19 protein-coding genes and 1 pseudogene are annotated in these 23,198 nt (G+C 54.3%); 9 read left to right on the top strand and 11 right to left on the bottom strand.

The features are described 5' to 3' along the window. Nucleotides 1–18: 18 nt before the first annotated feature. Both gyrA and GGR95_RS10420 read right to left on the bottom strand, forming a co-directional pair. Complete coding sequence (gene gyrA, locus GGR95_RS10425) at nt 19–2,781, bottom strand: DNA gyrase subunit A (RefSeq protein WP_184565559.1); 2,763 nt, start codon at nt 2,779–2,781, stop codon at nt 19–21. A gap of 226 nt (nt 2,782–3,007) precedes the next feature. Further along, nucleotides 3,008–3,955: a radical SAM protein gene (locus GGR95_RS10420; RefSeq protein ID WP_184565557.1), complete on the bottom strand. Its 948-nt coding sequence runs from the start codon at nt 3,953–3,955 to the stop codon at nt 3,008–3,010. A 245-nt stretch (nt 3,956–4,200) separates the two neighbouring features. On the opposite strand from GGR95_RS10420, the gene zwf reads away from it, so the two are divergent. From zwf to pgi, 3 genes are read left to right on the top strand one after another with little or no spacing between them, the layout of a single operon-like run. After that, on the top strand, nt 4,201–5,670 hold the full coding sequence (gene zwf, locus GGR95_RS10415; protein ID WP_184565555.1) for a glucose-6-phosphate dehydrogenase: 1,470 nt from the start codon (nt 4,201–4,203) through the stop codon (nt 5,668–5,670). Continuing rightward, complete coding sequence (pgl, locus tag GGR95_RS10410; RefSeq protein WP_184565553.1) at nt 5,667–6,341, top strand: 6-phosphogluconolactonase; 675 nt, start codon at nt 5,667–5,669, stop codon at nt 6,339–6,341. Before zwf ends, pgl begins: the two co-directional genes overlap by 4 nt. Next, nucleotides 6,338–7,927, top strand: a complete 1,590-nt coding sequence (gene pgi, locus GGR95_RS10405; protein ID WP_184565551.1) for a glucose-6-phosphate isomerase — start codon at nt 6,338–6,340, stop codon at nt 7,925–7,927. Before pgl ends, pgi begins: the two co-directional genes overlap by 4 nt. Nucleotides 7,928–7,950: 23 nt before the next feature. On the opposite strand, the pseudogene GGR95_RS10400 reads toward pgi, so the two are convergent. The 3 genes and pseudogenes from GGR95_RS10400 to mepK all read right to left on the bottom strand — a co-directional run bounded on the left by GGR95_RS10400 (nt 7,951) and on the right by mepK (nt 10,908). Continuing rightward, nucleotides 7,951–9,206, bottom strand: a pseudogene (locus tag GGR95_RS10400) (cation:proton antiporter). A gap of 305 nt (nt 9,207–9,511) precedes the next feature. Further along, a complete protein-coding gene (locus GGR95_RS10395) occupies nt 9,512–10,144 on the bottom strand; it encodes a LysE family translocator (RefSeq protein ID WP_184565549.1) in 633 nt (210 codons plus the stop codon). A gap of 218 nt (nt 10,145–10,362) precedes the next feature. Then, nucleotides 10,363–10,908: a peptidoglycan L,D-endopeptidase MepK gene (gene mepK, locus GGR95_RS10390; RefSeq protein WP_184565752.1), complete on the bottom strand. Its 546-nt coding sequence runs from the start codon at nt 10,906–10,908 to the stop codon at nt 10,363–10,365. Between the two features lie 362 nt (nt 10,909–11,270). On the opposite strand from mepK, the gene GGR95_RS10385 reads away from it, so the two are divergent. The 5 genes from GGR95_RS10385 to GGR95_RS10365 are packed head-to-tail and all read left to right on the top strand — an operon-like array spanning nt 11,271 to nt 15,918. Beyond that, nucleotides 11,271–12,890, top strand: coding sequence for a L,D-transpeptidase family protein (locus GGR95_RS10385; RefSeq protein ID WP_184565547.1), 1,620 nt, complete (start codon nt 11,271–11,273; stop codon nt 12,888–12,890). Nucleotides 12,891–12,919: 29 nt separating this feature from the next. Continuing rightward, the gene (gene lpxD / locus GGR95_RS10380) at nt 12,920–14,011 is read left to right on the top strand and encodes a UDP-3-O-(3-hydroxymyristoyl)glucosamine N-acyltransferase (protein WP_184565545.1); all 1,092 of its coding nucleotides are present in this window, start codon (nt 12,920–12,922) and stop codon (nt 14,009–14,011) included. Between the two features lie 35 nt (nt 14,012–14,046). Next, nucleotides 14,047–14,310 (top strand): acyl carrier protein, encoded by a 264-nt coding sequence (locus tag GGR95_RS10375; protein WP_184565543.1) that lies wholly within the window; start codon nt 14,047–14,049, stop codon nt 14,308–14,310. Then, nucleotides 14,307–15,515, top strand: a complete 1,209-nt coding sequence (locus GGR95_RS10370) for a beta-ketoacyl-[acyl-carrier-protein] synthase family protein (protein WP_184565541.1) — start codon at nt 14,307–14,309, stop codon at nt 15,513–15,515. The genes GGR95_RS10375 and GGR95_RS10370 overlap by 4 nt, the downstream gene beginning before the upstream one ends. Nucleotide 15,516: 1 nt before the next feature. After that, nucleotides 15,517–15,918, top strand: coding sequence for a VOC family protein (locus tag GGR95_RS10365; RefSeq protein WP_184565539.1), 402 nt, complete (start codon nt 15,517–15,519; stop codon nt 15,916–15,918). Nucleotides 15,919–15,971: 53 nt separating this feature from the next. On the opposite strand, the gene GGR95_RS10360 is transcribed toward GGR95_RS10365, so the two are convergent. Next, nucleotides 15,972–16,607: an invasion associated locus B family protein gene (locus GGR95_RS10360; protein WP_184565537.1), complete on the bottom strand. Its 636-nt coding sequence runs from the start codon at nt 16,605–16,607 to the stop codon at nt 15,972–15,974. A 471-nt stretch (nt 16,608–17,078) separates the two neighbouring features. Here GGR95_RS10360 and GGR95_RS10355 point away from each other — a divergent pair, with 471 nt between their 5' ends. After that, nucleotides 17,079–18,665: a helicase HerA-like domain-containing protein gene (locus GGR95_RS10355; RefSeq protein ID WP_184565535.1), complete on the top strand. Its 1,587-nt coding sequence runs from the start codon at nt 17,079–17,081 to the stop codon at nt 18,663–18,665. 88 nt (nt 18,666–18,753) lie between these two features. Here GGR95_RS10355 and GGR95_RS10350 read toward each other — a convergent pair whose 3' ends face one another. The 5 genes from GGR95_RS10350 to GGR95_RS10330 all read right to left on the bottom strand — a co-directional run bounded on the left by GGR95_RS10350 (nt 18,754) and on the right by GGR95_RS10330 (nt 23,161). Next, entirely contained in the window at nt 18,754–20,091 is a 1,338-nt protein-coding gene (locus GGR95_RS10350) for a branched-chain amino acid ABC transporter permease (protein WP_184565533.1), read from the bottom strand. Further along, nucleotides 20,091–21,101 carry a branched-chain amino acid ABC transporter permease gene (locus GGR95_RS10345; RefSeq protein WP_184565532.1) on the bottom strand — a complete coding sequence of 337 codons (1,011 nt, stop codon included), beginning with the start codon at nt 21,099–21,101 and terminating at the stop codon, nt 20,091–20,093. Before GGR95_RS10345 ends, GGR95_RS10350 begins: the two co-directional genes overlap by 1 nt. Continuing rightward, nucleotides 21,101–21,559 (bottom strand): GNAT family N-acetyltransferase, encoded by a 459-nt coding sequence (locus GGR95_RS10340; RefSeq protein ID WP_184565530.1) that lies wholly within the window; start codon nt 21,557–21,559, stop codon nt 21,101–21,103. The genes GGR95_RS10345 and GGR95_RS10340 overlap by 1 nt, the downstream gene beginning before the upstream one ends. A 4-nt stretch (nt 21,560–21,563) precedes the next feature. Then, the gene (locus tag GGR95_RS10335; RefSeq protein WP_425506396.1) at nt 21,564–22,310 is read right to left on the bottom strand and encodes an ABC transporter ATP-binding protein; all 747 of its coding nucleotides are present in this window, start codon (nt 22,308–22,310) and stop codon (nt 21,564–21,566) included. Nucleotides 22,311–22,378: 68 nt separating this feature from the next. Continuing rightward, nucleotides 22,379–23,161 carry an ABC transporter ATP-binding protein gene (locus tag GGR95_RS10330; RefSeq protein WP_184565526.1) on the bottom strand — a complete coding sequence of 261 codons (783 nt, stop codon included), beginning with the start codon at nt 23,159–23,161 and terminating at the stop codon, nt 22,379–22,381. Nucleotides 23,162–23,198 lie beyond the last annotated feature (37 nt).

Here is a 23,198-nt window from a genome sequence, read left to right as displayed (position 1 = left end):
ATCAATTAGGTGGTGTGGTTACTCTGCAGTATCCGTTGCATCACCCTCAATCGCCTCGGCCTCGTCACCTTGATCAGCGATCCATGCGACCGACACAACCTCTTCGCCTTTGCCTGTGGTAAAGACCTTCACGCCACCCGCAGAGCGTGAGCGGAAGGAAATGCCTTCAACCGGAACGCGGATCGACTGGCCTTTGGAGGTGGCAAGCATGATCTGGTCATCCATCTCAACAGGGAAGGAGGCGACGATCTCTCCCAAGGCCAAGCCTTTGGTCCATGCTGTGACACCCATACCACCACGGCCACGCAGTGGATAATCATGGCTGGAAGAGAGTTTGCCTGCACCACCTGCCGTGATGGTCAGGATCAGGTTTTCTGCGGCAGACATCTCAACGTAACGCTCGTTTGAGAAGTTCGGATCGGCGGGGGCGTCCTCGTCTTCCTCAGACGCATCATCGGCCAGTCCCGCCATTGCGCGGCGCATTTTGAGATAGGCTGTACGCTCTTCCGAGGCCGCATCAAAGTGACGGATGATCGACATGGAGACGACCTTGTCTTCCCCATCCAGTTTGATCCCGCGTACACCAACCGAATTACGGCTGTTGAACACCCGCACGTCGGTTGCACGGAAGCGTATCGCACGGCCCGAGTTGGTGACCAACATCACGTCATCATCATTGCTGGCGATGCGTGCATTGATCAGGGTGGTGCCTTCGTGTTCTTCCTCGAACTTCATCGCGATCTTGCCGTTACGCATGACGTTGGTGAAATCAGACAGTTTGTTGCGGCGTACGGTGCCTGCGGAAGTGGCAAAGACCACCTGCAAGTCGTCCCATTCTTTCTCATCGCGGTCCACTGGCATAATCGCCGCAATCGACACACCCACAGGGATCGGCAGAATGTTCACAATCGCCTTACCTTTGGAGGTCCGGCTGCCTTGTGGCAAACGCCATGTCTTGAGCTTGTAAACCATACCATCCGTGGTGAAGAACAGCAGTTGCGTGTGGGTGTTGGCAACGAAGAGGGTGGTCACCACGTCTTCTTCTTTGGTCGCCATACCAGACACACCTTTACCGCCACGGCGTTGGCTGCGGAAATCGGCCAGCGGGGTACGTTTGATGTAGCCGCCAGAAGTCACTGTCACGACCATGTCTTCACGTTCGATCAGGTCTTCGTCGTCCATATCACCGGACCAATCGACAATCTCGGTGCGGCGCGGCACGGCGAACAAGTCTCTGGTCTCGGCCAGTTCATCACGGATGATCGACATGATGCGGTCACGGCTACCCAGAATTTCAAGGTACTCCTTGATCTTGGCGGCCAGTTCTTCCAGCTCGGTGGTGACTTCGTTCACGCCGATCTGTGTCAGGCGCTGCAAACGCAGCTCCAGAATGGCACGGGCCTGAGTTTCCGACAGGTTATAGGTGCCATCATCGTTGGCGGTATGTGTTGGATCGTCAATCAACGCGATATATTGCAAGATGCTTTCTGCGGGCCAGCGGCGCGTCATCAGCTTTTCACGTGCCTCGGATGCATCTGCCGAAGCGCGGATGGTGGCAACGATTTCGTCAATGTTGGTAACAGCCACGGCCAAACCACATAGGATATGGCTGCGTTCACGGGCTTTGCGCAGCAAAAAGGCCGTGCGGCGGGCCACAACTTCTTCGCGGAAGTCGATAAAGCAAGTGAGGAAGCGGCGCAGGGTCAGCGTTTCAGGACGGCCCCCGTTCAGCGCCAGCATGTTACAGCCGAAATAGGTCTGCATCGGTGTGAATCGGAACAATTGGTTCAGCACAACCTCGGCAGTTGCATCGCGCTTCAGCTCAACCACAACCCGCACGCCGTTACGGTCGGATTCGTCTTGAACGTGGGCGATGCCTTCGATCTTTTTATCGCGGGCGGCTTCGGCGATCCGCTCGATCATGGTGGCTTTGTTCACCTGATAGGGGATTTCATCGATCACAATCGCCCAGCGGTCTTTGCGGATTTCTTCAATCCGCGTTTTTGACCGGACAATGACCGAACCACGGCCTTCAAGATAGGCTTTGCGTGCGCCGGTACGGCCCAACATAATACCGCCAGTCGGGAAGTCGGGACCCGGCACATAATCAATCAACTGTTCCGAGGTCAGGTCAGGTTCTTCGATCAGCGCCAGACAGGCATCAATCACTTCGCCAAGGTTATGGGGCGGGATGTTTGTGGCCATACCCACAGCAATACCACCCGCACCATTGACCAGCATGTTCGGGAAACGGGCAGGCAGGACTGTCGGCTCACGGTCTTTGCCATCGTAGTTGTCCTGAAAATCAACGGTTTCTTTGTCGATATCCGTCAGCAGATAGGCGGCAGGTTTGTCCATGCGGACTTCGGTATACCGCATCGCAGCGGCGTTATCGCCGTCCATGGAGCCAAAGTTACCTTGCCCATCCAGCAGCGGCAAGGACATCGAGAAATCCTGCGCCATACGCACCAAAGCATCATAGATCGCGCTGTCGCCGTGGGGGTGGTATTTACCCATGACATCGCCAACGGCACGCGCTGATTTACGGTAGGCTTTATCGTGACTGTTTCCAGCCTCATGCATCGCATAAAGAATGCGCCGGTGCACAGGTTTCAGACCGTCGCGCAGATCGGGAATCGCGCGGCTTACGATGACCGACATCGCATAGTCGAGATAGCTTGTGCGCATCTCATGCTCGATCGTTACCGATGGCCCTTCATATACAGGGCGCACGGGGCGGTTTTCGTCTTCGTTTTCAGGTGTTTCCGGCGTGTCGGTCAAAGTCTATCCCAGCTTGGCTGATGTATTCTATATATTGGGCTTTAGTATAGCGCGAAGCCCATATGAGGTGCAATCCCTTGTGCTATTTGACCGTGAAACAAGGTGAAACTTCTCTGATACTTTATCTGGGGAATGGTGATCGTTAGAAGATCAATGGTGCGCTAAGAGGGGGCATTCATCCCACAAGTGAATCTTAGTTGATGTCTTCGTAAGGTTTCATGCGCGATCAACCAGAACAGCTGGCTCCGCCCAGCACACAGAACTTAGCGCAATGCGGATGGTTCAGCGCAACATCACGCTCTGCTTCTTCCAGTGTTTCACCCAATTCAAATTCGGGCGCATAGGGCAGCAGGGTGCAGGCCAATACGGCCAAACGGTCTGCGCCATGGCGTTTGACCACCATACGCGACGAAGCGCACATGATGGCATCAGGGGATTTATTTAAAATCCCCCAACATGCCGTAGTGATTTCCGGCACTTCTATGCTCTCGTCCATTTCTGGAAATAGCACGGTCATGGCAGGGTCTTGCGCATCAATGGTGAACCCATTCTCGGCATAAAAGGCTGCGTATCCTGCGCGGCTGTCGGTGTCTGTATCCTCAAACACCGAACGGCCAGCCACGGCCAACTTAAAACCGTTTTCTGTTAGCCATTTCATACCTGTAATGGTTTTGTCCAACGCACCTTTGCCTCGTTCAGCATCATGCAATTCACGTCTGTAGTGATCAACGGAAATCCGCATGGTCAGTTTGTCAGGGTAGGCGGCTTGCAAACGCAACAGACCTTCACGCATTTTCTTACGCATCATGGGCAACATGGCATTGGTAAGGATCAACACCTCATAGCCACGCTCCAATGATGCTTCGGTGATCTCGATCATCTCGGGGTTCATAAATGGCTCGCCGCCCGTAAAGGCGATCTCGCTTACATTCCATTTGCGATCTTCCAGCTGATCCAGATAATCGCGCACCTCATCGGCCGTGATATAGACCAAGGAATCATTGGTGGGACTTGAGAGGATATAGCAATTGACGCATTGGATATTGCACAGGGTTCCCGTATTGAACCACAGAGTTTGCGGGTCGTTCAAAGCCACCGTTGCACGTGGTTCGCCCTTGGCGGTTGTTTTTGGATCAGAGAATTTCCCCTGATTTGCCAATGCGATATCTTTCATGCGGTGGGCCTTTTATTCAATGTCTGGTCCTTAAAGTGGGGCAGGGGCAACATAAAGGCAAGAAAAGACCACGAAGCAAAGTGCACACTGTCGTGATCTACCCAAATCGCAATATGGTTTCCCTAACATGATTCACATTTTGCCAGTACGCTCTACATTGTAGCGCAAGCGCTGGCATCTCGTTAACACAGCTTCCCCTATCGATCGGCACCGCGCCGGAGGTGGCGACTTAAAAGGCAGACCCCATGGTTTCTCGCGTTATTCCCGTTGATCAATTCGATCTGGTTATTTTTGGCGGCACCGGAGATCTGGCACGGCGTAAGATTCTGCCGGGGCTGTTTCGCCGTTTTTGCGCAGGGCAGATGCCGCCAGATGCGCGCATCATTGGCGCGGCGCGCAGTGATTTAGACTCCGCCGGATACCGCCAGATGATCCGCGAGGCGATTGCCGAGTTTGGCGGCGAGCAAGCCTGCGGTGACGAACAGCTAGACGCTTTTCTGGCGCAGTTAGAGTATGTGACAATTGACGCGCTGGGAGAAGCCGGATGGTCCGAGCTGCAAAAGCTGATGGAAGGCAGTGACCGGATTGAAGCCTATTATTTTTCGGTGGCACCTTCCTTGTTTGGCGACATCGCCGAGCGTTTGCAGAAGTGGGGTATGGCCGATACGCGGGCCCGTATCGTGGTTGAAAAGCCCTTTGGCCGTGATCTGGAAACTGCGCGCGCTTTGAACAAGACACTTGCGACCTATTTCAACGAAGACCAGATTTATCGCATTGATCATTATCTGGGAAAAGAGACTGTGCAAAACCTCATGGCTGTGCGCTTTGGCAACATGCTGTTTGAGCCTTTGTGGAACAGTCAGTATGTCGATCACATCCAGATCACGGTTGCCGAAACTGTAGGGGTTGGTGGCCGTGGAGAGTATTACGATAAATCAGGTGCGATGCGCGACATGGTGCAAAATCACTTAATGCAATTGTTGTGCCTGATTGCAATGGAACCGCCCGCGCGTTTTGATCCCGACGCTGTACGCGATGAAAAGCTAAAGGTCATCCGCGCCCTTGATCCTGTTCTGGCCCATCACATCGTGCGCGGCCAATATCAGGCCGAGCCCTGTAACGAAGCCGAAAACCCCGGCTATCGCACTGCAGTAGACAACCCCCGTTCACGCACCGAATCCTTCATCGCACTGCGCACGGAAATCAGCAACTGGCGGTGGGCAGGGACCCCGTTTTACCTGCGGACGGGTAAACGTATGGCGGCGCGGTCATCGGAAATTACCGTTGTGTTCAAAGACACGCCGCACAGCATTTTCGGCGATGAGGCAGGGAGCCACCGTAACGTCCTATCAATCCGCCTTCAGCCGAATGAGGGCATCACACTGGGCGTGACAATCAAAGAACCAGGTCCGGGCGGCATGCGCCTGATTGATGTGCCTTTGGATATGTCCTTTGCCGAAACGCTGGATCCTGAAGATATCGAGCATGTAGACGCCTATGAGCGTTTGATTATGGATGTGATCCGTGGCAATCAGACATTATTTATGCGCGGTGACGAGGTAGAGGCAGCATGGGCGTGGACAGACCCCATCATCAACGGCTGGGTGACACGCAACGATGTTCCCAAACCCTATGATCACGGCACAACCGGACCGACAGATGCAGAAGACATGATACGCCGCGACGGGCGAAAATGGCGAAAGATTACCCAATGAACCTGATTGAATATCCTGATCGTGATACATTGATGCGCAAAACAGCGCAGGCGATTGCTGATGATCTGACCATCGCATTGGAACAGCGCGACGAAGTTGTATTGGCGGTTCCGGGTGGCACCACACCCGGCCCTGTATTTGACATTCTGAGCGCCACGACGCTGGATTGGGCGCGGGTGCACGTCATCTTGACGGATGAGCGTTGGGTCCCCGAAAGCGACGCAGAATCAAACGCGGCCTTGTTGCGCAAGCGGCTGCTCATAGGGCAGGCGGCAGCGGCAAAGTTTACACCCTATTTCACCGAGGGCACGGACATCGCTTCAGCGGCACAGAACCTGTCAGCCCAGCTAGAGCCGATTCTGCCTGTTGACGTTTTGCTGCTGGGCATGGGGGCAGACATGCATACGGCGTCATTGTTCCCACACGCAGAGGGTTTGCAAGCGGCTTTGGCCGAGGCTGCACCGATGTTGCTGCCCGTCACTGTCGAAGGGCAAAAAAGCATGCGTTTCTCGCTGACTGCGCCTGTCTTGCGCAATGCGGCCAAGACCCATTTGCTGATCACAGGCTCCGACAAGCGCGCAGCACTGAGCCGCGCTGCCTCCTTACCGCCCGAACAAGCCCCCGTTCAGATTGTCCTGCCAAATGCCAACGTGCACTGGAGCGCTTCATGAACCACTGGGACAGCCTGAGCGCACAGCAAAAGACCCACGCCGATCGCAAAATCACTGCGCTGTTTGATGATCCAGCACGGGCCACCGACTTTGCCGTGCAAGTGGGCGACATGTATTTCGATTACTCAAAAACCAACATAGACGTCACAACCCGCAATACGCTTCTGGCATTGGCCCGTGATGCAGATGTCGAGAGGCAACGTGACGCCATGTTTGCGGGCGCGCACATTAACGAGACCGAAGACCGTGCCGTCTTGCACACTGCGTTGCGCAATCTGGATGGCGGCCCCGTCATGGACGAGGGTGCCGACGTGATGCCCGATGTGTTGGATACGCTTGCTGCCATGCGCAGCTATGCAAGAGACGTGCGCAACGGGGCGTTTACCGATGTCATTAACATCGGGATCGGCGGTTCTGATCTGGGGCCTGCGATGGCAGTGCAGGCGCTTGCGCCTTATCACGACGGCCCCCGATGCCATTTCGTTTCCAATGTCGATGGTGCCGACATTGCCGATACGCTGCAAGGGTTGGATGCTAAAACCACCCTTGTGATCGTGGCGTCAAAAACATTCACCACCACGGAAACGATGACCAATGCCCGCACCGCGCGCGCATGGATGATTGACCATGGCGGCGACCCGAAACAGCAGTTTGCGGCGCTCAGCACCGCCGAGGATAAAACCGAAGAATTCGGGATCAACCCTCTTCATGTGTTCGGGTTCGAAAGTTGGGTCGGCGGGCGTTATTCCGTTTGGGGGCCAATTGGCCTGTCGCTGATGATCGCCATCGGGCCAAAGGCCTTTGACGCATTTTTACGCGGTGCACAGGATATGGACACCCATTTCCGCGTCGCAGACCTGCATGAAAACATGCCTGTGCTACTGGCGCTTGTCGGAATCTGGCACAATCAGATTTGCGATTACGCCACCCGTGCGGTCCTGCCTTATGACGAACGTTTGAACCTGCTGCCAAGCTATCTGCAGCAACTTGAGATGGAGTCTAACGGTAAAGGTGTCCAGCGCAGTGGTGCCGATAGCCCGCGCCACACAGGCCCCGTTGTCTGGGGCGCGGCAGGCACCAACGGGCAGCATGCATTCTACCAACTGATCCACCAAGGCACCCGCGTTGTGCCGTGCGAATTCCTGCTAGCGGCCACTGGTCATGAGGCAGAATTACCCCACCATCACCAGCTGTTGGTGGCCAATTGCCTTGCGCAATCCAAAGCTTTGATGCAGGGGCGCACGTTTAAAGAAGCGCGGGAAATCGCGGCGAGCAAAGGCTTTACCGATACAGAGCTGGACCGTCAGGCCCGCCACCGCGTTTTTCCCGGCAATCGTCCCTCGACAACACTGCTGTATCGATTGCTTGACCCGTTCACCCTCGGCCAGATCATCGCACTTTATGAACACCGCGTTTTTGTGGAAGGGGTCATTCTTGATATCATCTCGTTTGACCAATGGGGGGTCGAGTTGGGCAAGGAGCTGGCCACGTCCTTGGCGCCCGTCATTGACGGCAGCAAAGATGCATCAAATGAGGACCCGTCCACCGCGGCCTTGGTCGATTTTGTTCTGCGCCACCGCGCCTAGCGCAAAGCATCAGCCGCGAGCAATCACATCATATCAGGGGCGCGACCGACGCGGTTGGCCAGTTTGGCCACGGTCAGCCCTTGGACAATGATTGAAAAGACCACCACGACGTAAGTACACGTCAGGATCAGCGGCTTCCACTCTCCGTCGGGCAGGGACAGGGCCAGCGCAACAGATATACCGCCTTTCAACCCACCCATGTCATGATCGGGATGACGCCAACATTAAAGGTGCGGAAAGGTCTGAGCAATGTGACGGGGATGGCAACGGCCGCCAGACGCGCCAGCAACGCCAGCGCAATCGTCACAACAGAGGTCAGCAAAATATCATCGTCGAAAACGATCGCAAAGACTTCAAAGCCGATCAGAAGGAACAAAACCGCGTTCAGGATTTCATCAATCAACTCCCAAAAACTCGCAACATAGTCGCGGGTCTGCTTTGACATCCCTTGACTGGTTCCGACATCGCCGATCAGCAGGCCAGCGCAAACAGCCATGATTGGCGCAGAAACCTGAAGCCAAACGGCCAGTTCATACCCACCAAACGCCAATCCCAACGTAAGGAGAACCTCAAGCGGATAGTCATCAATCCGGCGCATGACCCGAAAGGTAATCCAGCCCAAGACTAATCCCAGCACCACACCGCCAACGGCTTCTTGGAAAAATAACAACGCGGCACCGGCAATCGGGTTTCCGGCTGGACCGTGACCTGCCGTGTCAGGATAGGCGAGGCCGACCAAAACAAGAAACACAACATATCCGACACCATCGTTAAACAGGCTTTCTCCTGCGATCTTGGTTTCAAGCGCTTTTGGTAAATCCGCTTCGCGTAGAACGCCCAAGACGGCAACCGGATCTGTAGGAGAAATCAAGGCCCCGAACACCAGTGCGGTCAGCAAAGGCATCCCCGTGAGCCATGAAAACCCAAAGCCGACGATCGCCGTGGACAGACCTATGCCCAATGTCGCCATCAAAAACACCACACGCGATTGCGCACGTAAATCACCCAGCTTTACGTGCAGGGCCCCCGCAAACAAAAGTAAGCCCAACATCCCCTCCAGCAACGCTTCGGAAAAATCGATGCCCGTGACAAGACCCCGAACCGTGTCTGCGATCCCGAGGTCAGGCATCAGCAAATCCACGCCCAGCAACACAAACGACGCAAGCAGCGACACAACAAGTATCCCGATCGCCGAAGGTAAGCGTAGGTAGAAATAGTTAATCGCACCAAATGCGCCCGACAAGACGATGAGAAGGGATGTAATTTGCAAAAAGGTCATCGCAGCGCTCCAGCTTGGGTTGCGTCCTGCCTCGCATGACTTTGGCGTGTTAGCAAACGTTTGCTAGTGGCTTGTAAGGGAAAGTCACTGTTAGGGGTGCTGATGCACGCATGTCACCGGCCATGACAAAACGAAAAACGCTCCGAAGTGTGGAGCGTCACTCTCCTCTGACACGATGAACCAGATTTGCTGAGTCCGATCAGAAGGCTGCGCCATGTAATATTGCCCGAAATGGCAAGCGTTTCTGACCTAAAGCGCACCATCGCCATGATCTATGCCAAGGTGCGCCATGCGGAACTTTGTGGTCATTGGCGATTGAGCGCGACATTCAGGCCAAGTGCGATCAGAACGCCGCCGCCGAAGCGCTGCGCTATACGGTTAGCTGAACCTGACCCCTTGAAATATGCGGTCACTTTGTGGGCCAAGACAACACACAAGACGTCGGCACTAGAAAACATCACGTTCACAATAGTGCCAAGGACGAGAAGCTGTATCCAGATAGCCAAAGCTGCATTTGGATCGGTGAACTGAGGCAAGAATGCCAGATAGAAAATCGCCGTTTTAGGGTTCAAAACCTCAACGGTGACACTTTCCCAGAAGGCCTTGCGCGGGCTTTTCAGGTCTACATTGAGGTTGGTGCTGGTTAATGATGCTTTCGACGTAAACATCTTATAGCCCAGCCAAATTAGGTATGCCGCACCTCCGAACTTCAGTCCCAAATACAGAATGGGAACGGCCTTGAACAAGATGGCCAAACCAAATGCTGCGGCTAAGACGTGGACGTAACCGCCGATGTGAATGCCCAGTGCAGCAAACCAACCGGCTCGCTGTCCCCGTGCTATTGTTTGCGCCGCCGCATAGAGGGTTGAGGGTCCGGGCATATAGGCGAAGATGCTCGTTGCTATAATGAAAGCGACTAATAGTTCGGTTGATGGCATGGAAGGCAACTTTCAAGGGGCATGGCAGGTCTTCTTCAATAGTTGCACCATGGCCAACTGAATTGCAACTTTGGGCTCAAACCTGCCGTTAGCAGCAGTCTCATCGAACGGTCACTATGCCGCGTGTCTCATTATGGAGCGAGTATTGACGTACAGGTCAAAGCAATTTGACACTCAACACAAAGGGCGCTCTCTAAGCGAGAGTATCTGTGTGGCCTTTAGCCACCCCAGCTTCGAACTGTGCCGCAATCCATGTGAACAAAGTTGGAACCCGAATAGCGACCAACACCGCCACCACGACACACAACTGCAGCTTTTGCCATCTGATTGACCGAGCGCGAAGCAAGGCGCAGGTCAGCGGCCTGACCCCGCATATGCAGCGAGTTTTTAGCCACACCACCAGAGCGAGAGCGCAACATCGCGTTGGTTTTAGGACTGCGGTAGCCCGACAACAGCATGTAGGGTTCATCCACGTCCAGCAGGTTATGCGCCGCTGCCATAATATCTACAGTGCGCAGATCGATTTTCACGACGTCATTTGTACGCCAGTCGCGCATAAAGTGGTTCACTTCTTTGACAGCATCGCCAATGTACTTGCCTTCGATCCAATAGATCATGTCAATCCGTTCGCCCGTGCGACCAGAGTACATCTTGATCCGGCGGATATCGCCAGCGCCGCGCAGAAAGCCTGCTGCGTTCGCGAATGTAGGGGCCGCGGTAACTGCAGTTGCTGCAAATGCACCGAGGAGTCCGCGCCGTGTCATGCCTGTAGCTGTCATAGTGTCTGTCCCGTTTCTTGTGCCAAAGTGAGGCTTGCCTGTGGATCGTGCCAATGTGTCTGCAATGTTACGCAAACATTATTATCATCTCCCCAGATGCATCTTCTCTATTGCATATGGAAAAAAGGGAACCAAGAGGTGAATCCCTGCGTTGTGTATTAGCGACGATTTTAGGCGATTTTTTGCGCACAACTTGGCATGCATAGGGCTATATATGGAGTGACCTGCTGTTTATTTATCAACCAGTGGCATTATTTTAGTGATTTGACCAAATTGTGAATGGACAGCACAACAATGTGATGGTCATACGTTTTCCTAAGAAAATCAAAATTTTCAGGGGATTTTTAATGTTATCGTCGAAGTGTTTCCGTTCTGCGCCCAAGTCAATTGTTTTTGCGCTCGCTCTGGGCGCCTTGTTTATTGCACCGCCCCAACAGGCATCCGCACAGGTTACCACAGCCTTCAAACAAGCCGTTGCAGAAACAGGATCGCGCGACGAGGACATCGCCCAATTCTACCGTGCCCAAAACTTTGAAGGGATTTGGACAGGCTCCGACGAAATCCATGTTGCACGCCGCGCGGCCCTGATGAATGCACTACGCAATGCGGGCGATCACGGATTGCCCGTTGCACGATATAATGTGCAAGAACTTGAGCGGCAGATGCAGAATGCCCGCTCACCTCGTGATCTGGGTAACATCGAAGTCGAAATGACACGGGTGTTCTTGCAATATGCACGCGATATCCAGAGTGGCGCGCTGAACCCGAAGAAAACAATCAACGAGATCAAACGCGAGGTCGAATACACGGACCGCGCTGTGCTTATTTCAGAGTTTGCCAAAGCCAAGCCAGCGGCCTATCTGCGCGCCCTTGCGCCGCGTACTGTTGAATATGCGGCTTTACTAAAGCAAAAGATGCTCTTGCAAGATCAGTCACGCCAAGGGGGCTGGGGGCCAGCAGTCAACGCATCTGCGCTGAAACCGGGTGAGTCTGGTCCTGCTGTCATTTCGTTGCGCAACCGCTTGATGGCGATGGGTTATCTTGAGCGTTCAAACGCGAAAACCTACGACAAGACGATCCAAGATGCTGTTGAGCGTTTTCAAAACGCACATGGGCTTGAGGCTGACGGCGTTGCAGGCGGCGGCACGATCAAAGAGATGAACCAAAGCATCGACACACGCCTGAAATCTATTTTGGTTTCAATGGAACGGGAGCGCTGGTTGCAACGTTCCCTTGGAGATCGTCACATTCTGGTGAACCTCACAGACTTTACAGCCAAAATCGTTGATAAGGGCCGCATTACCTTTGAAACGCGCTCGGTTATCGGGGCCAATGGCAGTGACCGTGAAACACCTGAATTCTCTGATAAGATGAACCATATGGTTATCAATCCAAGCTGGTATGTACCGCGCTCGATCATTGTAGGGGAATACCTGCCAGCGCTGCGTAACAACCCGAACGCGCTCAGCTATATGGAAATCACAGATAGCCGTGGCCGTGTGGTAAACCGTAGCTCCGCGAATTTTGCAAAATATACAGCGCGTACATTTCCTTATGCGATGCGCCAACCCCCCAGCAAATCAAACGCCTTGGGTTTGGTAAAGTATATGTTCCCGAACAAATATAATATCTACCTGCATGACACGCCTGCCAAATCCCTCTTTAACCGTGAATCGCGTGCCTTTAGCCATGGCTGTATCCGCCTTCAGGACCCGTTTGATTTTGGCTACGCGCTGCTTGCACGCCAAGAGGAAGACCCAAAGGCGTTTTTCCAGTCGCAACTGCGCACAGGTCGCGAAACGCGGGTCAATCTGGATGAACCAGTGCCGGTGCATATTGTTTACCGCACGGCTTACACGGACTCGAAAGGTAACTTGAACTTCCGCCGTGATGTCTATGGCAGGGATGCGCGCATTTGGGATGCTCTTCAAAAGGCAGGGGTGGAATTGAACCCCATTCAGGGTTAAGTCTCTGTGCAACCTTAGGGAAGCACGACATGACCCATACAGTAGAACAGATTGCAATGGCGCTAGGGGCTCAAGCCTTTGGCGCCATTGATATTGTAATCACCCGCGCCGCCGAACCTGCCAGTGCAGGACCGGATGATTTGGCGCTGGCCATGAACCCCAAATACGCCGACAGCCTGAGTGAAGGACACGCACGTGTGGCCATGCTTTGGGATGGAGCGGATTGGGAAGCCCTTGGCCTTGAGGCTGCGATCATCGCACCGCGCCCGCGCTACGCCATGGCGGGGCTAACGCGCATGTTGGATGCGGGGCAGGGCTTTGCCGCAGGTATTCACCCCACCGCATTTGTGGACCCCGAGGCCGAATTGGGGGAAGGCGTCAGCGTCGGTCCACTGGCAGTGATCTCCAAAGGGGCCAAAATCGGCGCAGGCAGCGTGATCGGGCCGCAATGTTTCATCGGCTGGAACGCAACTCTGGGCGAGGGGGCCTACCTGCGCGAAGCAGTGAGCATCGGCGCACGAGTGACCATCGGCGCACGTTTTATCGGCCAACCCGGCGCGCGGATCGGCGGGGACGGTTTTTCCTTTGTCACCGCAGAACCGAGCAATGTTGAATCGGTGCGCAAAACCTTAGGTGATCAGGGGGACGCCAAAGCACAGGATTGGACCCGTATTCATTCGCTGGGATCGGTGAGCATCGGCGACGATGTCGAGATTGGCATGGGGTCGACCATTGATTGCGGCACCATCCGCGATACGGTGATCGGTGATGGAACCAAGCTCGATAACCAAGTGCATATGGGCCATAATGTAGTGATTGGCCGCAATTCCCTGATCTGCGGGCAGGTGGGTATCGCGGGTTCCGCCACCATTGGTGACAACGTCGTGCTGGCCGGACAATGCGGCGTGAATGACAATATTTTTGTCGGGGACGGTGTGATTGCGGGCGGCGGTACAAAACTTATGTCGAACGTCCCTGCGGGCCGCACGATGCTGGGGTATCCCGCCACACAGATGGACAAACAGGTCGAAGGCTATAAAGCGCTACGCCGTTTGCCCCGTCTGATGCGGGATGTCACAGAACTGAAACGGATAGTTTTTAAAAGCAATTCTGATACCTAGATAAGAGGTATCAGCTGCTTAGAGGAGCAAAAGCTATGAACGTCAAAGAACAGGTTATCGCCATCATCGCCGAGCAGGCCGTATTGGATCCTGAAGACGTATCTGTTGACAGCACGTTGGAAAGCCTAGGCATTGATAGTCTGGGGCTGGTTGAGAGCATCTTTGCGATTGAGGAGGCCTTTGACATCACCGTGCCTTTCAACGCCAATAACCCGTCCGAAACTGATTTCGACATCAGCAGCGTTGCCAGCATCATTGCAGGCATCGAGAGGCTGCGCGCAGAGCAAACAGCCGCATGAAGCGTGTTGTCATTACAGGCGCTGGTACAATTAATGCGCTGGGTCACTCTGTTAGCGAAACCTTTGCCGCCATGCGTGAAGGTGTGTGTGGCATAGGCCCACTGGATGTGCGCGATGTAGATCGTTTACAAATCAAAATCGGCGGACAGGTCAAAGGCTTTGAAGCCGAGGGCCGCTATAACCGCCAGCAAATGTCGTTGTATGACCGTTTCACCCAATTCACCTTAGCCGCTGCACGTGAAGCGATTGAGCAATCAGGACTGGTGTTCAATGGCGAACTTGCTGTGCGATCTGGCGTGGTGCTGGGCACGGCTGGCGGCGGCGTCAGCACATGGGACGACAATTACCGTGCTGTCTATGAAGAAGGTAAAAACCGCGTGCATCCTTTTGTGGTGCCCAAACTGATGAACAATGCGGCCGCCAGCCATGTTAGTATGGAATGGAATCTGAAGGGCCCGTCTTATACGGTCTCAACCGCTTGCGCTTCGTCTAACCATGCGATGGCACAAGCCTTTGCAATGGTCCGTTCGGGCATGGCCCCCGCGATGATCACAGGCGGGTCTGAATCGATGTTGTGCTTTGGCGGTGTCAAAGCATGGGAAGGTCTGCGTGTTATGTCACGCGATGCCTGCCGTCCGTTTTCGGCCAACCGCAATGGTATGGTTCAGGGCGAAGGGGCAGGGATATTTGTTTTTGAAGAATATGAGCACGCGCGCGCACGGGGTGCGGAAATCCTGTGTGAAGTGGCTGGTTTCTCAATGACCTCAGATGCTTCTGATATTGTGATGCCGTCGAAAAACGGGGCGGCACGGGCGATTTCAGGTGCATTGGCCGATGCCCGCATCGCGGGGTCGGATGTGGGATATATTAACGCCCATGGCACAGGCACAGCCGCAAATGACAAAACCGAATGTGCCGCCGTGGCGGATGTATTTGGTGCGCATGCTGACCGTCTGATGATTAGCTCCACCAAATCCATGCATGGTCATTTGATTGGCGGTACAGGCGCGGTAGAGCTTTTGGCCTGTATCATGGCGCTGCGTGACGGGGTCATCGCACCGACAATTGGCTATCAGGAACCTGATCCCGAATGCGCGCTGGACGTGGTCCCTAATGAAGCGCGTGATGCCAAAGTGGATGTAGTGCTGAGCAATGCCTTTGCCTTTGGCGGTATGAACGCAGTGATCGCTCTGCGTAACATCTGAGATGGTACAGAACATCGCCCATATTGCACTTGTGGTCCGCAACTATGACGACGCGATTGCATTTTATTGCGACACGCTCGGCTTTGACCTGATTGCGGATGAATATCAGCCCGAACAAGACAAACGCTGGGTCTTGGTCCGACCCAAGGGCGGGACAGGCACATCTCTGTTGCTGGCCCAAGCCTCAACATCCAAGCAGGATGGATTTATTGGTGATCAGGCTGGCGGGCGTGTCTTTCTATTTCTTGAGACAGATGATTTTGCCCGCGATTACGCAGCCTATTCGGAACGTGGTGTGAAATTCATTCGTGCGCCAGCCGCGCAACCCTATGGAACCGTTGCTGTCTTTGTCGATCTATACGGCAATAAATGGGATCTGATCCAATTCACCAAACCGCAATAGAAAAGCCGCCCCAAAGAAGGGGCGGCTTGGTTTGCTCTATCGTGTGAACAGTTTTACTGTTCGAGCACAGAAACCTTGTCGTAAGAAGCTGTAAAGCCAGCCAAAGACAGTTTCAGGTCAATTTTCTGATCAGGCGCCATTGCTGGTACAATCACCATTGTCGCCTCTTTGCCACGTTTGAAAGCCGCAACATCCGCAGCAGTCAGGCCCAAACGTACATAACATCCCACTGGATTACAGAAGGAATACGGATAACGGCGGGCTTTATCACCATCTACCTGAACAGAGAACTGTGCGTTTAGGGCAGTTTCCAGTGGCACAATGATCGTTGCCCCAGCAACAGCTTTGCCGCCGTCGGGCAAACGGAACATTGAAACTTCGGCAATCGGTGCGCCTTCGCCATCATCCAAAAGCTGGTACATCTGGCAAGGCTCTTCGCCTTGTTCAACTTTCAGGCAGCGCATTTCCCACGCGCCAATCGTTTCACGTGTGTAAGGCTTACCCACTTCTGTTTCGGCAAAACTCAGCTGTTCATCAATTGAATTCGATGCCGCAGGTGCAGTTGGCTCCGCTGCAGGAGCTGTTTCTGGTGCAACCGTTTCAGGTGCTGCTGTTTGTGCAAAGGCCACCGCAGGCATAGTAACCGCAAGTGCTGCGCAAAGCGTCAGGGCAGTTGAATACTTGTTCATTTGAAATCCGTAGTTTGTTTACAGTCACCTCGCCATAGCACCCTACGCAGCAGATGTCAGGGGGGGAAGAGCACCAGCCGAAACAAGACCAAGCGCTTTTTTGCTGATCGACGTAAGCAGGCGTGTGGCGGCCCTTTTGGGCATAAAAAAAGAGGGCATATATTGCCCTCTTTTTGTCTTATTGTCGCTCCCTGCCGGACTGAGCCGACTTATGACGATCAGAATAATCAATGGTAACGATACCGTCAACTAGAAATAGCGCGTTATTAATCAGGCAAATTCAAACATTTGCTAAAAAGTGCCGTACCCGAAGGTACGGCCAGTCTGACAGGGAGGAAGTGACTGCGGTCAAAGGACATTTGAACCGCAGACATCTAAACTATGGCGACAATCTGTTAAGTTAGTATGTGCGTGGCGGCCAGTCATGTGCGATATGTGTCGAAACTTTTTGCTAAAGTGGAGATTATTACTGTGAATTCGGATTTATTTGTCGGTGGCGCGGGGCCTGATTACAGTACGCAACAGTATATGTCGCTGAAATATGCCAACCGTCATGGGCTGGTGGCAGGGGCAACGGGAACAGGTAAAACCGTCACATTACAGATCATGGCCGAAGGTTTTGCCAATGCAGGTGTGCCCGTGTTTTTATCCGATGTAAAAGGCGATCTGAGCGGCCTTGCGAGGGCCGGTGATCCTACTCACAAGCTCCACACCCCTTTCACGGAACGCGCCGCGAAAATCGGGTTTACCGATTTCAAATACGAAGCCTTTCCCGTGACATTCTGGGATCTTTTTGGCGAACAGGGCCACCCTGTCCGTACCACCGTTTCTGAAATGGGGCCTTTGCTGCTGGCACAGCTTCTTGACCTGACCGAAGCCCAAGAGGGGATCATTAACATCGCCTTCCGCGTCGCTGACGAAGAAGGCATGCCGCTGCTTGATCTAAAAGACCTGCAAGCGATGCTGGTCTGGATCGGCGAAAACGCCAAAGACCTGTCCCTACGCTATGGCAATGTTTCCAGCGCCTCAATTGGCGCAATCCAACGCCGCCTGCTGGTACTGGAAAATCAGGGGGGGACCAAACTGTTCGGCGAACCTGCGCTGGCACTTTCGGACCTGATGCGCACGGACGCTGACGGGCGCGGCATGATCAATATTCTGGCGTCAGACAAGTTGATGGGCGCTCCGAAGCTCTATGCCACTTTCCTGCTCTGGTTGCTCTCCGAGCTTTTTGAAGAACTGCCCGAGGTCGGCGACCCAGACAAACCAAAACTGGTTTTCTTCTTTGACGAAGCGCATCTGCTGTTTGATGACGCGCCCAAAGCACTGGTTGATAAAGTAGAACAAGTGGCGCGGCTGATCCGGTCCAAAGGGGTGGGAGTCTATTTCATCACACAAAACCCCGCCGATGTGCCCGAAGACATTCTGGGTCAATTGGGTAACCGCGTCCAACACGCATTGCGGGCCTTTACCGCCAAAGACCAAAAAGAACTGCGCCTTGCCGCGCAAACCTACCGTGACAACCCCGCCTTCAGCACCGAAGAAGCGATCCGCGAAGTGGGCGTTGGCGAAGCTGTAACATCCATGCTGCAACCCAAAGGTGTCCCCGGTATCGTAGAGCGTACATTGATCCGCCCGCCATCCTCACAACTGGGCCCGATCACAGTGGAACAGCGCAGCGCAATAATGGCGGCCTCTGCCATGGCAGGGAAATACGACACGCTTTTGGACCGTGAAAGTGCCTTTGAAATCCTCAAAACACGCGCTGCAACCGCCGCAGCCGAGGCGGAAGCTGCAGAGGCCGCCATTGGCAAAGCAGAAGAGCAGGCCAAAGCGGCAAAAGCCGCGCCAGAGCAAACGCCCTCGTTGCGTGATTTCAAAAATGCGCGCCGCTATTCCGCCAAAGGCAGCACAGCCCGCCGCAGCACCTCCAGCCGATCAACACAGAACGAAGGCATCGGCGGGGCCATTGCAAATGTGGTCATCAAAGAGCTGAAAGGCACCACAGGCCGCCGCATCGTACGGGGCATTCTGGGTGGGCTTTTCAAAGGGCGCTGACCCCATATCCCACAAATGAAAACGGGCGCTTTGCATTACACAAAGCGCCCGTTTTTTAACAACTCGGTCCCGTCTGTCCCTTCAGACGTTACTTTTCAGGGATCAATCCACGCGGGCTGAACCGCAGGACAAGGATCATGATCACACCCATGGTCATCAAGCGCATTTGTGCCGCGCTCTCAATCAGGTGCAGACGCAGCCAATTGTCTTCGGCCATGCCCGACGTCAGGATGTTCATCACAAACAGACCAATCGGTTCAACTTGGACCCAAAGGAACCAGACCAGAAAACCGCCCAAGATCGCGCCCAGATTGCTGCCTGATCCACCGACAATCACCATCACCCAAACAAGGAAGGTAAAGCGCAGCGGCTGATAGGTGCCGGGCGTCAACTGACCGTCCAGCGTTGTCATCATCGCGCCCGCAATCCCGCAGATCGCAGAGCCGATGATAAAGACCTGCAAACGGCGCGCCGTGATGTCTTTGCCCATCGCTTCGGCGGCCACTTCGTTGTCACGGATCGCACGCAGCATCCGGCCCCAAGGCGAGTTCAGCGCACGCTGGCTCAGCCAGAAGATGATGCCTAGAACAACCGCAAAGAGCAACGCATACAGCAGCTTTACCCATAAGGTGGAGGCCTCTACCGGATCAAAACCCAAGCTGGCCGCACGTTCAACAAAGGCGGCAGAGTTCTGCAAGTCCAGCTCATAGGGTACAGGGCGGGGCACACCGATCACGTTTTTCACACCGCGCGTCAGCCAGTCCTCGTTTTTCATCATTGCGATGACGATCTCGGCGATACCCAGCGTTGCAATTGCCAGATAATCCGAGCGAAGCCCAAGTGCCGCTTTACCAATCAGCCAAGCAGCACCCGCGGCAAACAAACCGCCCACGGGCCATGCAAGCAACATGATCCAGCCATTGTCGCGGTAGGTCTCATCCGTGCCGGGGTTCAGCCCGCCCAGATAGCCTGTTGCGGCGGGGTTCACCGCCTCGATCAGGGCCACGTTCGGGTCCAGAATGCCACGGAACGCAAAGAAACCGAACACCAGAATGGCCATCATCGCCAGATTGCGGTTACGGCCAGAAGGCATACGTTTGTAGGTGAAGGAGGCCGCAACCAAAGTACCAATGCCCAACAAAAGCGCCAGAACCACACCCGCGCCGCCAGCAGCAAAGGCGCCCGGTGTTGCAGGCATCCCCAGCAGCACCGCCGCAAGGCCACCCAGAGCAACGAAGCCCATGACGCCGACGTTAAACAGGCCAGCAAAGCCCCATTGCAGGTTAACCCCCAGCGCCATGATGGCCGAGATAATGCCCATGTTGAGAATGAACATCGCATTGTTCCAGCCTTGGAAGAAACCGGAGAGGATGATCAGGGTGAAGACCAGCGCAAAGAGCAGGCTGTTTTTGACTGTATCACTCATTATATTGACTGCCCTTTAAAGAGGCCCGTAGGCTTGAACAGCAACACGATCAGCAAGATCACGAAGCTAACGGCGAATTTATAGTCGGTGGACATCAGCTGTACGAGGCCAGACGGCTCAAGACTATCTGGCATCAGATAGACCAACACTTTTTTCCACGCATAGGTAATTGTGACCTCGGAAAAGGCGATCACAAAACCACCCGCGATGGCACCCAAGGGACTGCCGATGCCACCAACAACAGCGGAGGCAAAGATCGGCAGCAGCAGTTGGAAGTATGTAAAAGGCTTGAATGACTTATCCAGACCATACAGCGTACCTGCGATGGTCGCCAAAGCGGCCACAATGATCCATGTCAGCATCACAACCCGTTCAGGGTTGATGCCCGACAGCAGCGCAAGGTCTTCGTTATCAGAATAGGCCCGCATGGATTTACCTGAACGTGTTTTGTTCAAGAACCAAAACAGCAGCGCTACAACGATGATCGCGGTCACAACCGTAATCACCTGCGTCGTGCGAATGCCTAGACCTTCATCCAGACCCGTCATTGTTTTGAAATCACGTGCAGAAATGATGAAGCGCGGCCCGTCAGAGAAGCTTTGATCATCAGGCCCGATGATGAAACGAATGATCCCGTTCATCACAAACATCACCCCCATCGAGACGATGACAAGGATCACAGGTTTTGCCTTCTGCTCGCGGTAGAAACGGTACACCGATCGGTCAATCACAAGGACCAAGACGATACAGCCGAGAATACCAATAGGCAGCGCAAGCAGGGCAGTGGGCAGTGGTCCGAGGCTCACCCCCATGGATTGCAGCCACCATGTGGCAAGAATGGTGATCATGGTGCCAAAGGCCATCGTATCGCCATGAGCGAAATTCGAAAACCGCAAGATACCGTACACCAACGTGACACCCAGCGCCCCGATGGCCAGTTGGCTACCGTAGGTGATACCGGGAATGAGGACGTAATTTGCCAAAGCGACAATTGCGTTGAGAAAATCCATTATAGGGTCAGCTCCATATAGCGGCTGTAGGGGGCGTCTGCTTGGTAGTCACCAAAAGCATCGCAATCCGAAAATCCATGCCGTTCGTAAAGACGGTGCGCAGCATCAAGGCCGGTTCCCGTTTCCAGCTTCATACAGGGCAGGGACTGTGCCTTGGCCTCTTGGACAAGCTGCTGCATCAAACGATCCGCAACACCGCGATTACGCGCTGTTGCGTCGACATACATGGATTTTACTTCGCCGAAGGTTGTGTGATTGGCCAAAGCCGCACAGCCGAGGCTGGCATTTCCGTCTTTTGCCAAAAAGAATTTGATATGCGGGGCTTCCAAAGCCTCCACCGACAAAAAGTGGTTTGCTTCTTGCGGGAATAGGCTGCCCATCAGATCATGGCTGGCTTGTAGCAATGCCCGCGCATCGGGTGCGGTTGGGGTGCCGGTTTCGATTGTAACTTGCGTCATAACCTCAGCCCCCCAAAAACGATTTGCGGACTTCTGGATCGGCCAGCAGTTCTTTGCCGGTGCCAGTAAACGCATTTGCACCCTGCACCAGAACATAGCCTTTATCCGCGATCTCAAGCGCTTGTCTGGCGTTTTGTTCCACCATCAGGATCGGAATGCCTGTACGGGCAACCTCAATGATCCGGTCAAACAATTCATCCATCACAATCGGGGAAACCCCCGCCGTTGGCTCATCCAGCATCAAGACTTTGGGTTGTGTCATCAACGCACGGCCCACGGCCACCTGTTGACGCTGCCCACCAGAAAGCTCACCCGCGTGCTGGTGACGTTTTTCTTTGAGGATCGGGAAAAGATCGTAAATCTGCGCCATGGTATCGCGGAAATCGTCACGGCGGATAAACGCGCCCATCTCTAGGTTTTCTTCCACGGTCATCGTGGTGAAAATGTTCGATGTTTGCGGCACAAATCCCATGCCCTTGGCCACACGGGCCTGCGGCGATAGGCCCGTGATGTCTTCACCGTCCAGTTTAACCGAACCAGAGCGCACATCCAACATCCCGAACACAGCTTTCATCGCGGTGGATTTACCAGCGCCATTCGGGCCGACAATCACAGCAATCTCGCCTTTTTCGACGGCAATAGTGCAGCCGTGCAAAATATCAGGCCCTTTGCCATAACCGCCTGTCATCGTATCCCCGATCAGGAACGGCCCGCCGGGGGAGGCGTGGCTTTTGCCGCTGGATTTCGGCATGATGGAGCCAAGCCCCTTTGCGTTTCCAACCGACTTGTCGTTGTTCCCGCGGTCGCCATATGCGTCGGTCATGCGCCCACCTTCTCTTTGTTCTTCAGACCCGTGCCCAGATAGGCTTCGATCACTTGTTCGTTTGCTTTGATCTCGGGCAGGGTGCCTGTGGCCAACACGCGGCCTTCGGCCATGCAGATCACCGGATCACACAGGCGGCCAATAAATTCCATATCGTGTTCGATCACGACAAAAGTATAGCCGCGCTCTTGGTTCAGACGCAGGATGGCATCGCCGATGGTGTTCAGCAGTGTGCGGTTCACACCTGCGCCAACCTCATCAAGGAAAACAATTTTGGCATCCACCATCATGGTGCGGCCCAGTTCCAGCAGCTTTTTCTGACCACCTGAAATTTGTCCCGCCTTTTGATCGGCCAAATGCTCAACCGTCAGGAATTCTAGCACCTCATCCGCTTTGGCACGCAGGGCGCGTTCCTCATTGGCGATGCGCTTGCGGCCAAACCATGTATTCCACAGCTTTTCGCCCGATTGACCACCAGGCACCATCATCAGGTTTTCACGGCAGGTCATGGAGTGAAATTCATGTGCAATCTGGAAGGTCCGCAGCAGTCCTTTGTGGAACAGCGTATGCGGCGGCAGACCAGTGATGTCTTCACCCGCCATCGTCACAGTGCCAGACGTAGGTGGAAGAACACCTGCGATCACGTTGAAAAGAGTGGTTTTTCCAGCACCATTCGGACCGATCAGGCCGGTAATTGAGCCTTCCTCAATCGTCAGGCTTGCACCATCGACGGCGTGGAAACCCGAAAAATGTTTGTGTAAATCGTTTACTACGATCATATGTCCATCCCCGTAGGCTGTATCTAACGTACAGCTC

Source organism: Sulfitobacter undariae, assembly GCF_014196805.1.
GTDB classification, from domain to species: domain Bacteria; phylum Pseudomonadota; class Alphaproteobacteria; order Rhodobacterales; family Rhodobacteraceae; genus Sulfitobacter; species Sulfitobacter undariae.
Note: the sequence above shows the minus strand (reverse complement) of the source record. Positions and strands in the feature narration are given on the sequence as shown.

What these genes read in the sequence shown, in the direction of transcription:
- GGR95_RS10385 (WP_184565547.1), top strand. Translation starts at nt 11,271, where the DNA reads ATGTTATCGTCGAAGTGTTTCCGTTCTGCGCCCAAGTCAATTGTTTTT.
- GGR95_RS10370 (WP_184565541.1), top strand. Translation starts at nt 14,307, where the DNA reads ATGAAGCGTGTTGTCATTACAGGCGCTGGTACAATTAATGCGCTGGGT.
- GGR95_RS10350 (WP_184565533.1), bottom strand. Translation starts at nt 20,091, where the DNA reads ATGAGTGATACAGTCAAAAACAGCCTGCTCTTTGCGCTGGTCTTCACC.
- GGR95_RS10365 (WP_184565539.1), top strand. Translation starts at nt 15,517, where the DNA reads ATGGTACAGAACATCGCCCATATTGCACTTGTGGTCCGCAACTATGAC.
- GGR95_RS10340 (WP_184565530.1), bottom strand. Translation starts at nt 21,559, where the DNA reads ATGACGCAAGTTACAATCGAAACCGGCACCCCAACCGCACCCGATGCG.
- GGR95_RS10375 (WP_184565543.1), top strand. Translation starts at nt 14,047, where the DNA reads ATGAACGTCAAAGAACAGGTTATCGCCATCATCGCCGAGCAGGCCGTA.
- pgi (WP_184565551.1), top strand. Translation starts at nt 6,338, where the DNA reads ATGAACCACTGGGACAGCCTGAGCGCACAGCAAAAGACCCACGCCGAT.
- GGR95_RS10360 (WP_184565537.1), bottom strand. Translation starts at nt 16,607, where the DNA reads ATGAACAAGTATTCAACTGCCCTGACGCTTTGCGCAGCACTTGCGGTT.
- GGR95_RS10420 (WP_184565557.1), bottom strand. Translation starts at nt 3,955, where the DNA reads ATGAAAGATATCGCATTGGCAAATCAGGGGAAATTCTCTGATCCAAAA.
- pgl (WP_184565553.1), top strand. Translation starts at nt 5,667, where the DNA reads ATGAACCTGATTGAATATCCTGATCGTGATACATTGATGCGCAAAACA.
- GGR95_RS10330 (WP_184565526.1), bottom strand. Translation starts at nt 23,161, where the DNA reads ATGATCGTAGTAAACGATTTACACAAACATTTTTCGGGTTTCCACGCC.
- GGR95_RS10395 (WP_184565549.1), bottom strand. Translation starts at nt 10,144, where the DNA reads ATGCCATCAACCGAACTATTAGTCGCTTTCATTATAGCAACGAGCATC.
- mepK (WP_184565752.1), bottom strand. Translation starts at nt 10,908, where the DNA reads ATGACACGGCGCGGACTCCTCGGTGCATTTGCAGCAACTGCAGTTACC.
- zwf (WP_184565555.1), top strand. Translation starts at nt 4,201, where the DNA reads ATGGTTTCTCGCGTTATTCCCGTTGATCAATTCGATCTGGTTATTTTT.
- lpxD (WP_184565545.1), top strand. Translation starts at nt 12,920, where the DNA reads ATGACCCATACAGTAGAACAGATTGCAATGGCGCTAGGGGCTCAAGCC.
- GGR95_RS10335 (WP_425506396.1), bottom strand. Translation starts at nt 22,310, where the DNA reads ATGCCGAAATCCAGCGGCAAAAGCCACGCCTCCCCCGGCGGGCCGTTC.
- GGR95_RS10345 (WP_184565532.1), bottom strand. Translation starts at nt 21,101, where the DNA reads ATGGATTTTCTCAACGCAATTGTCGCTTTGGCAAATTACGTCCTCATT.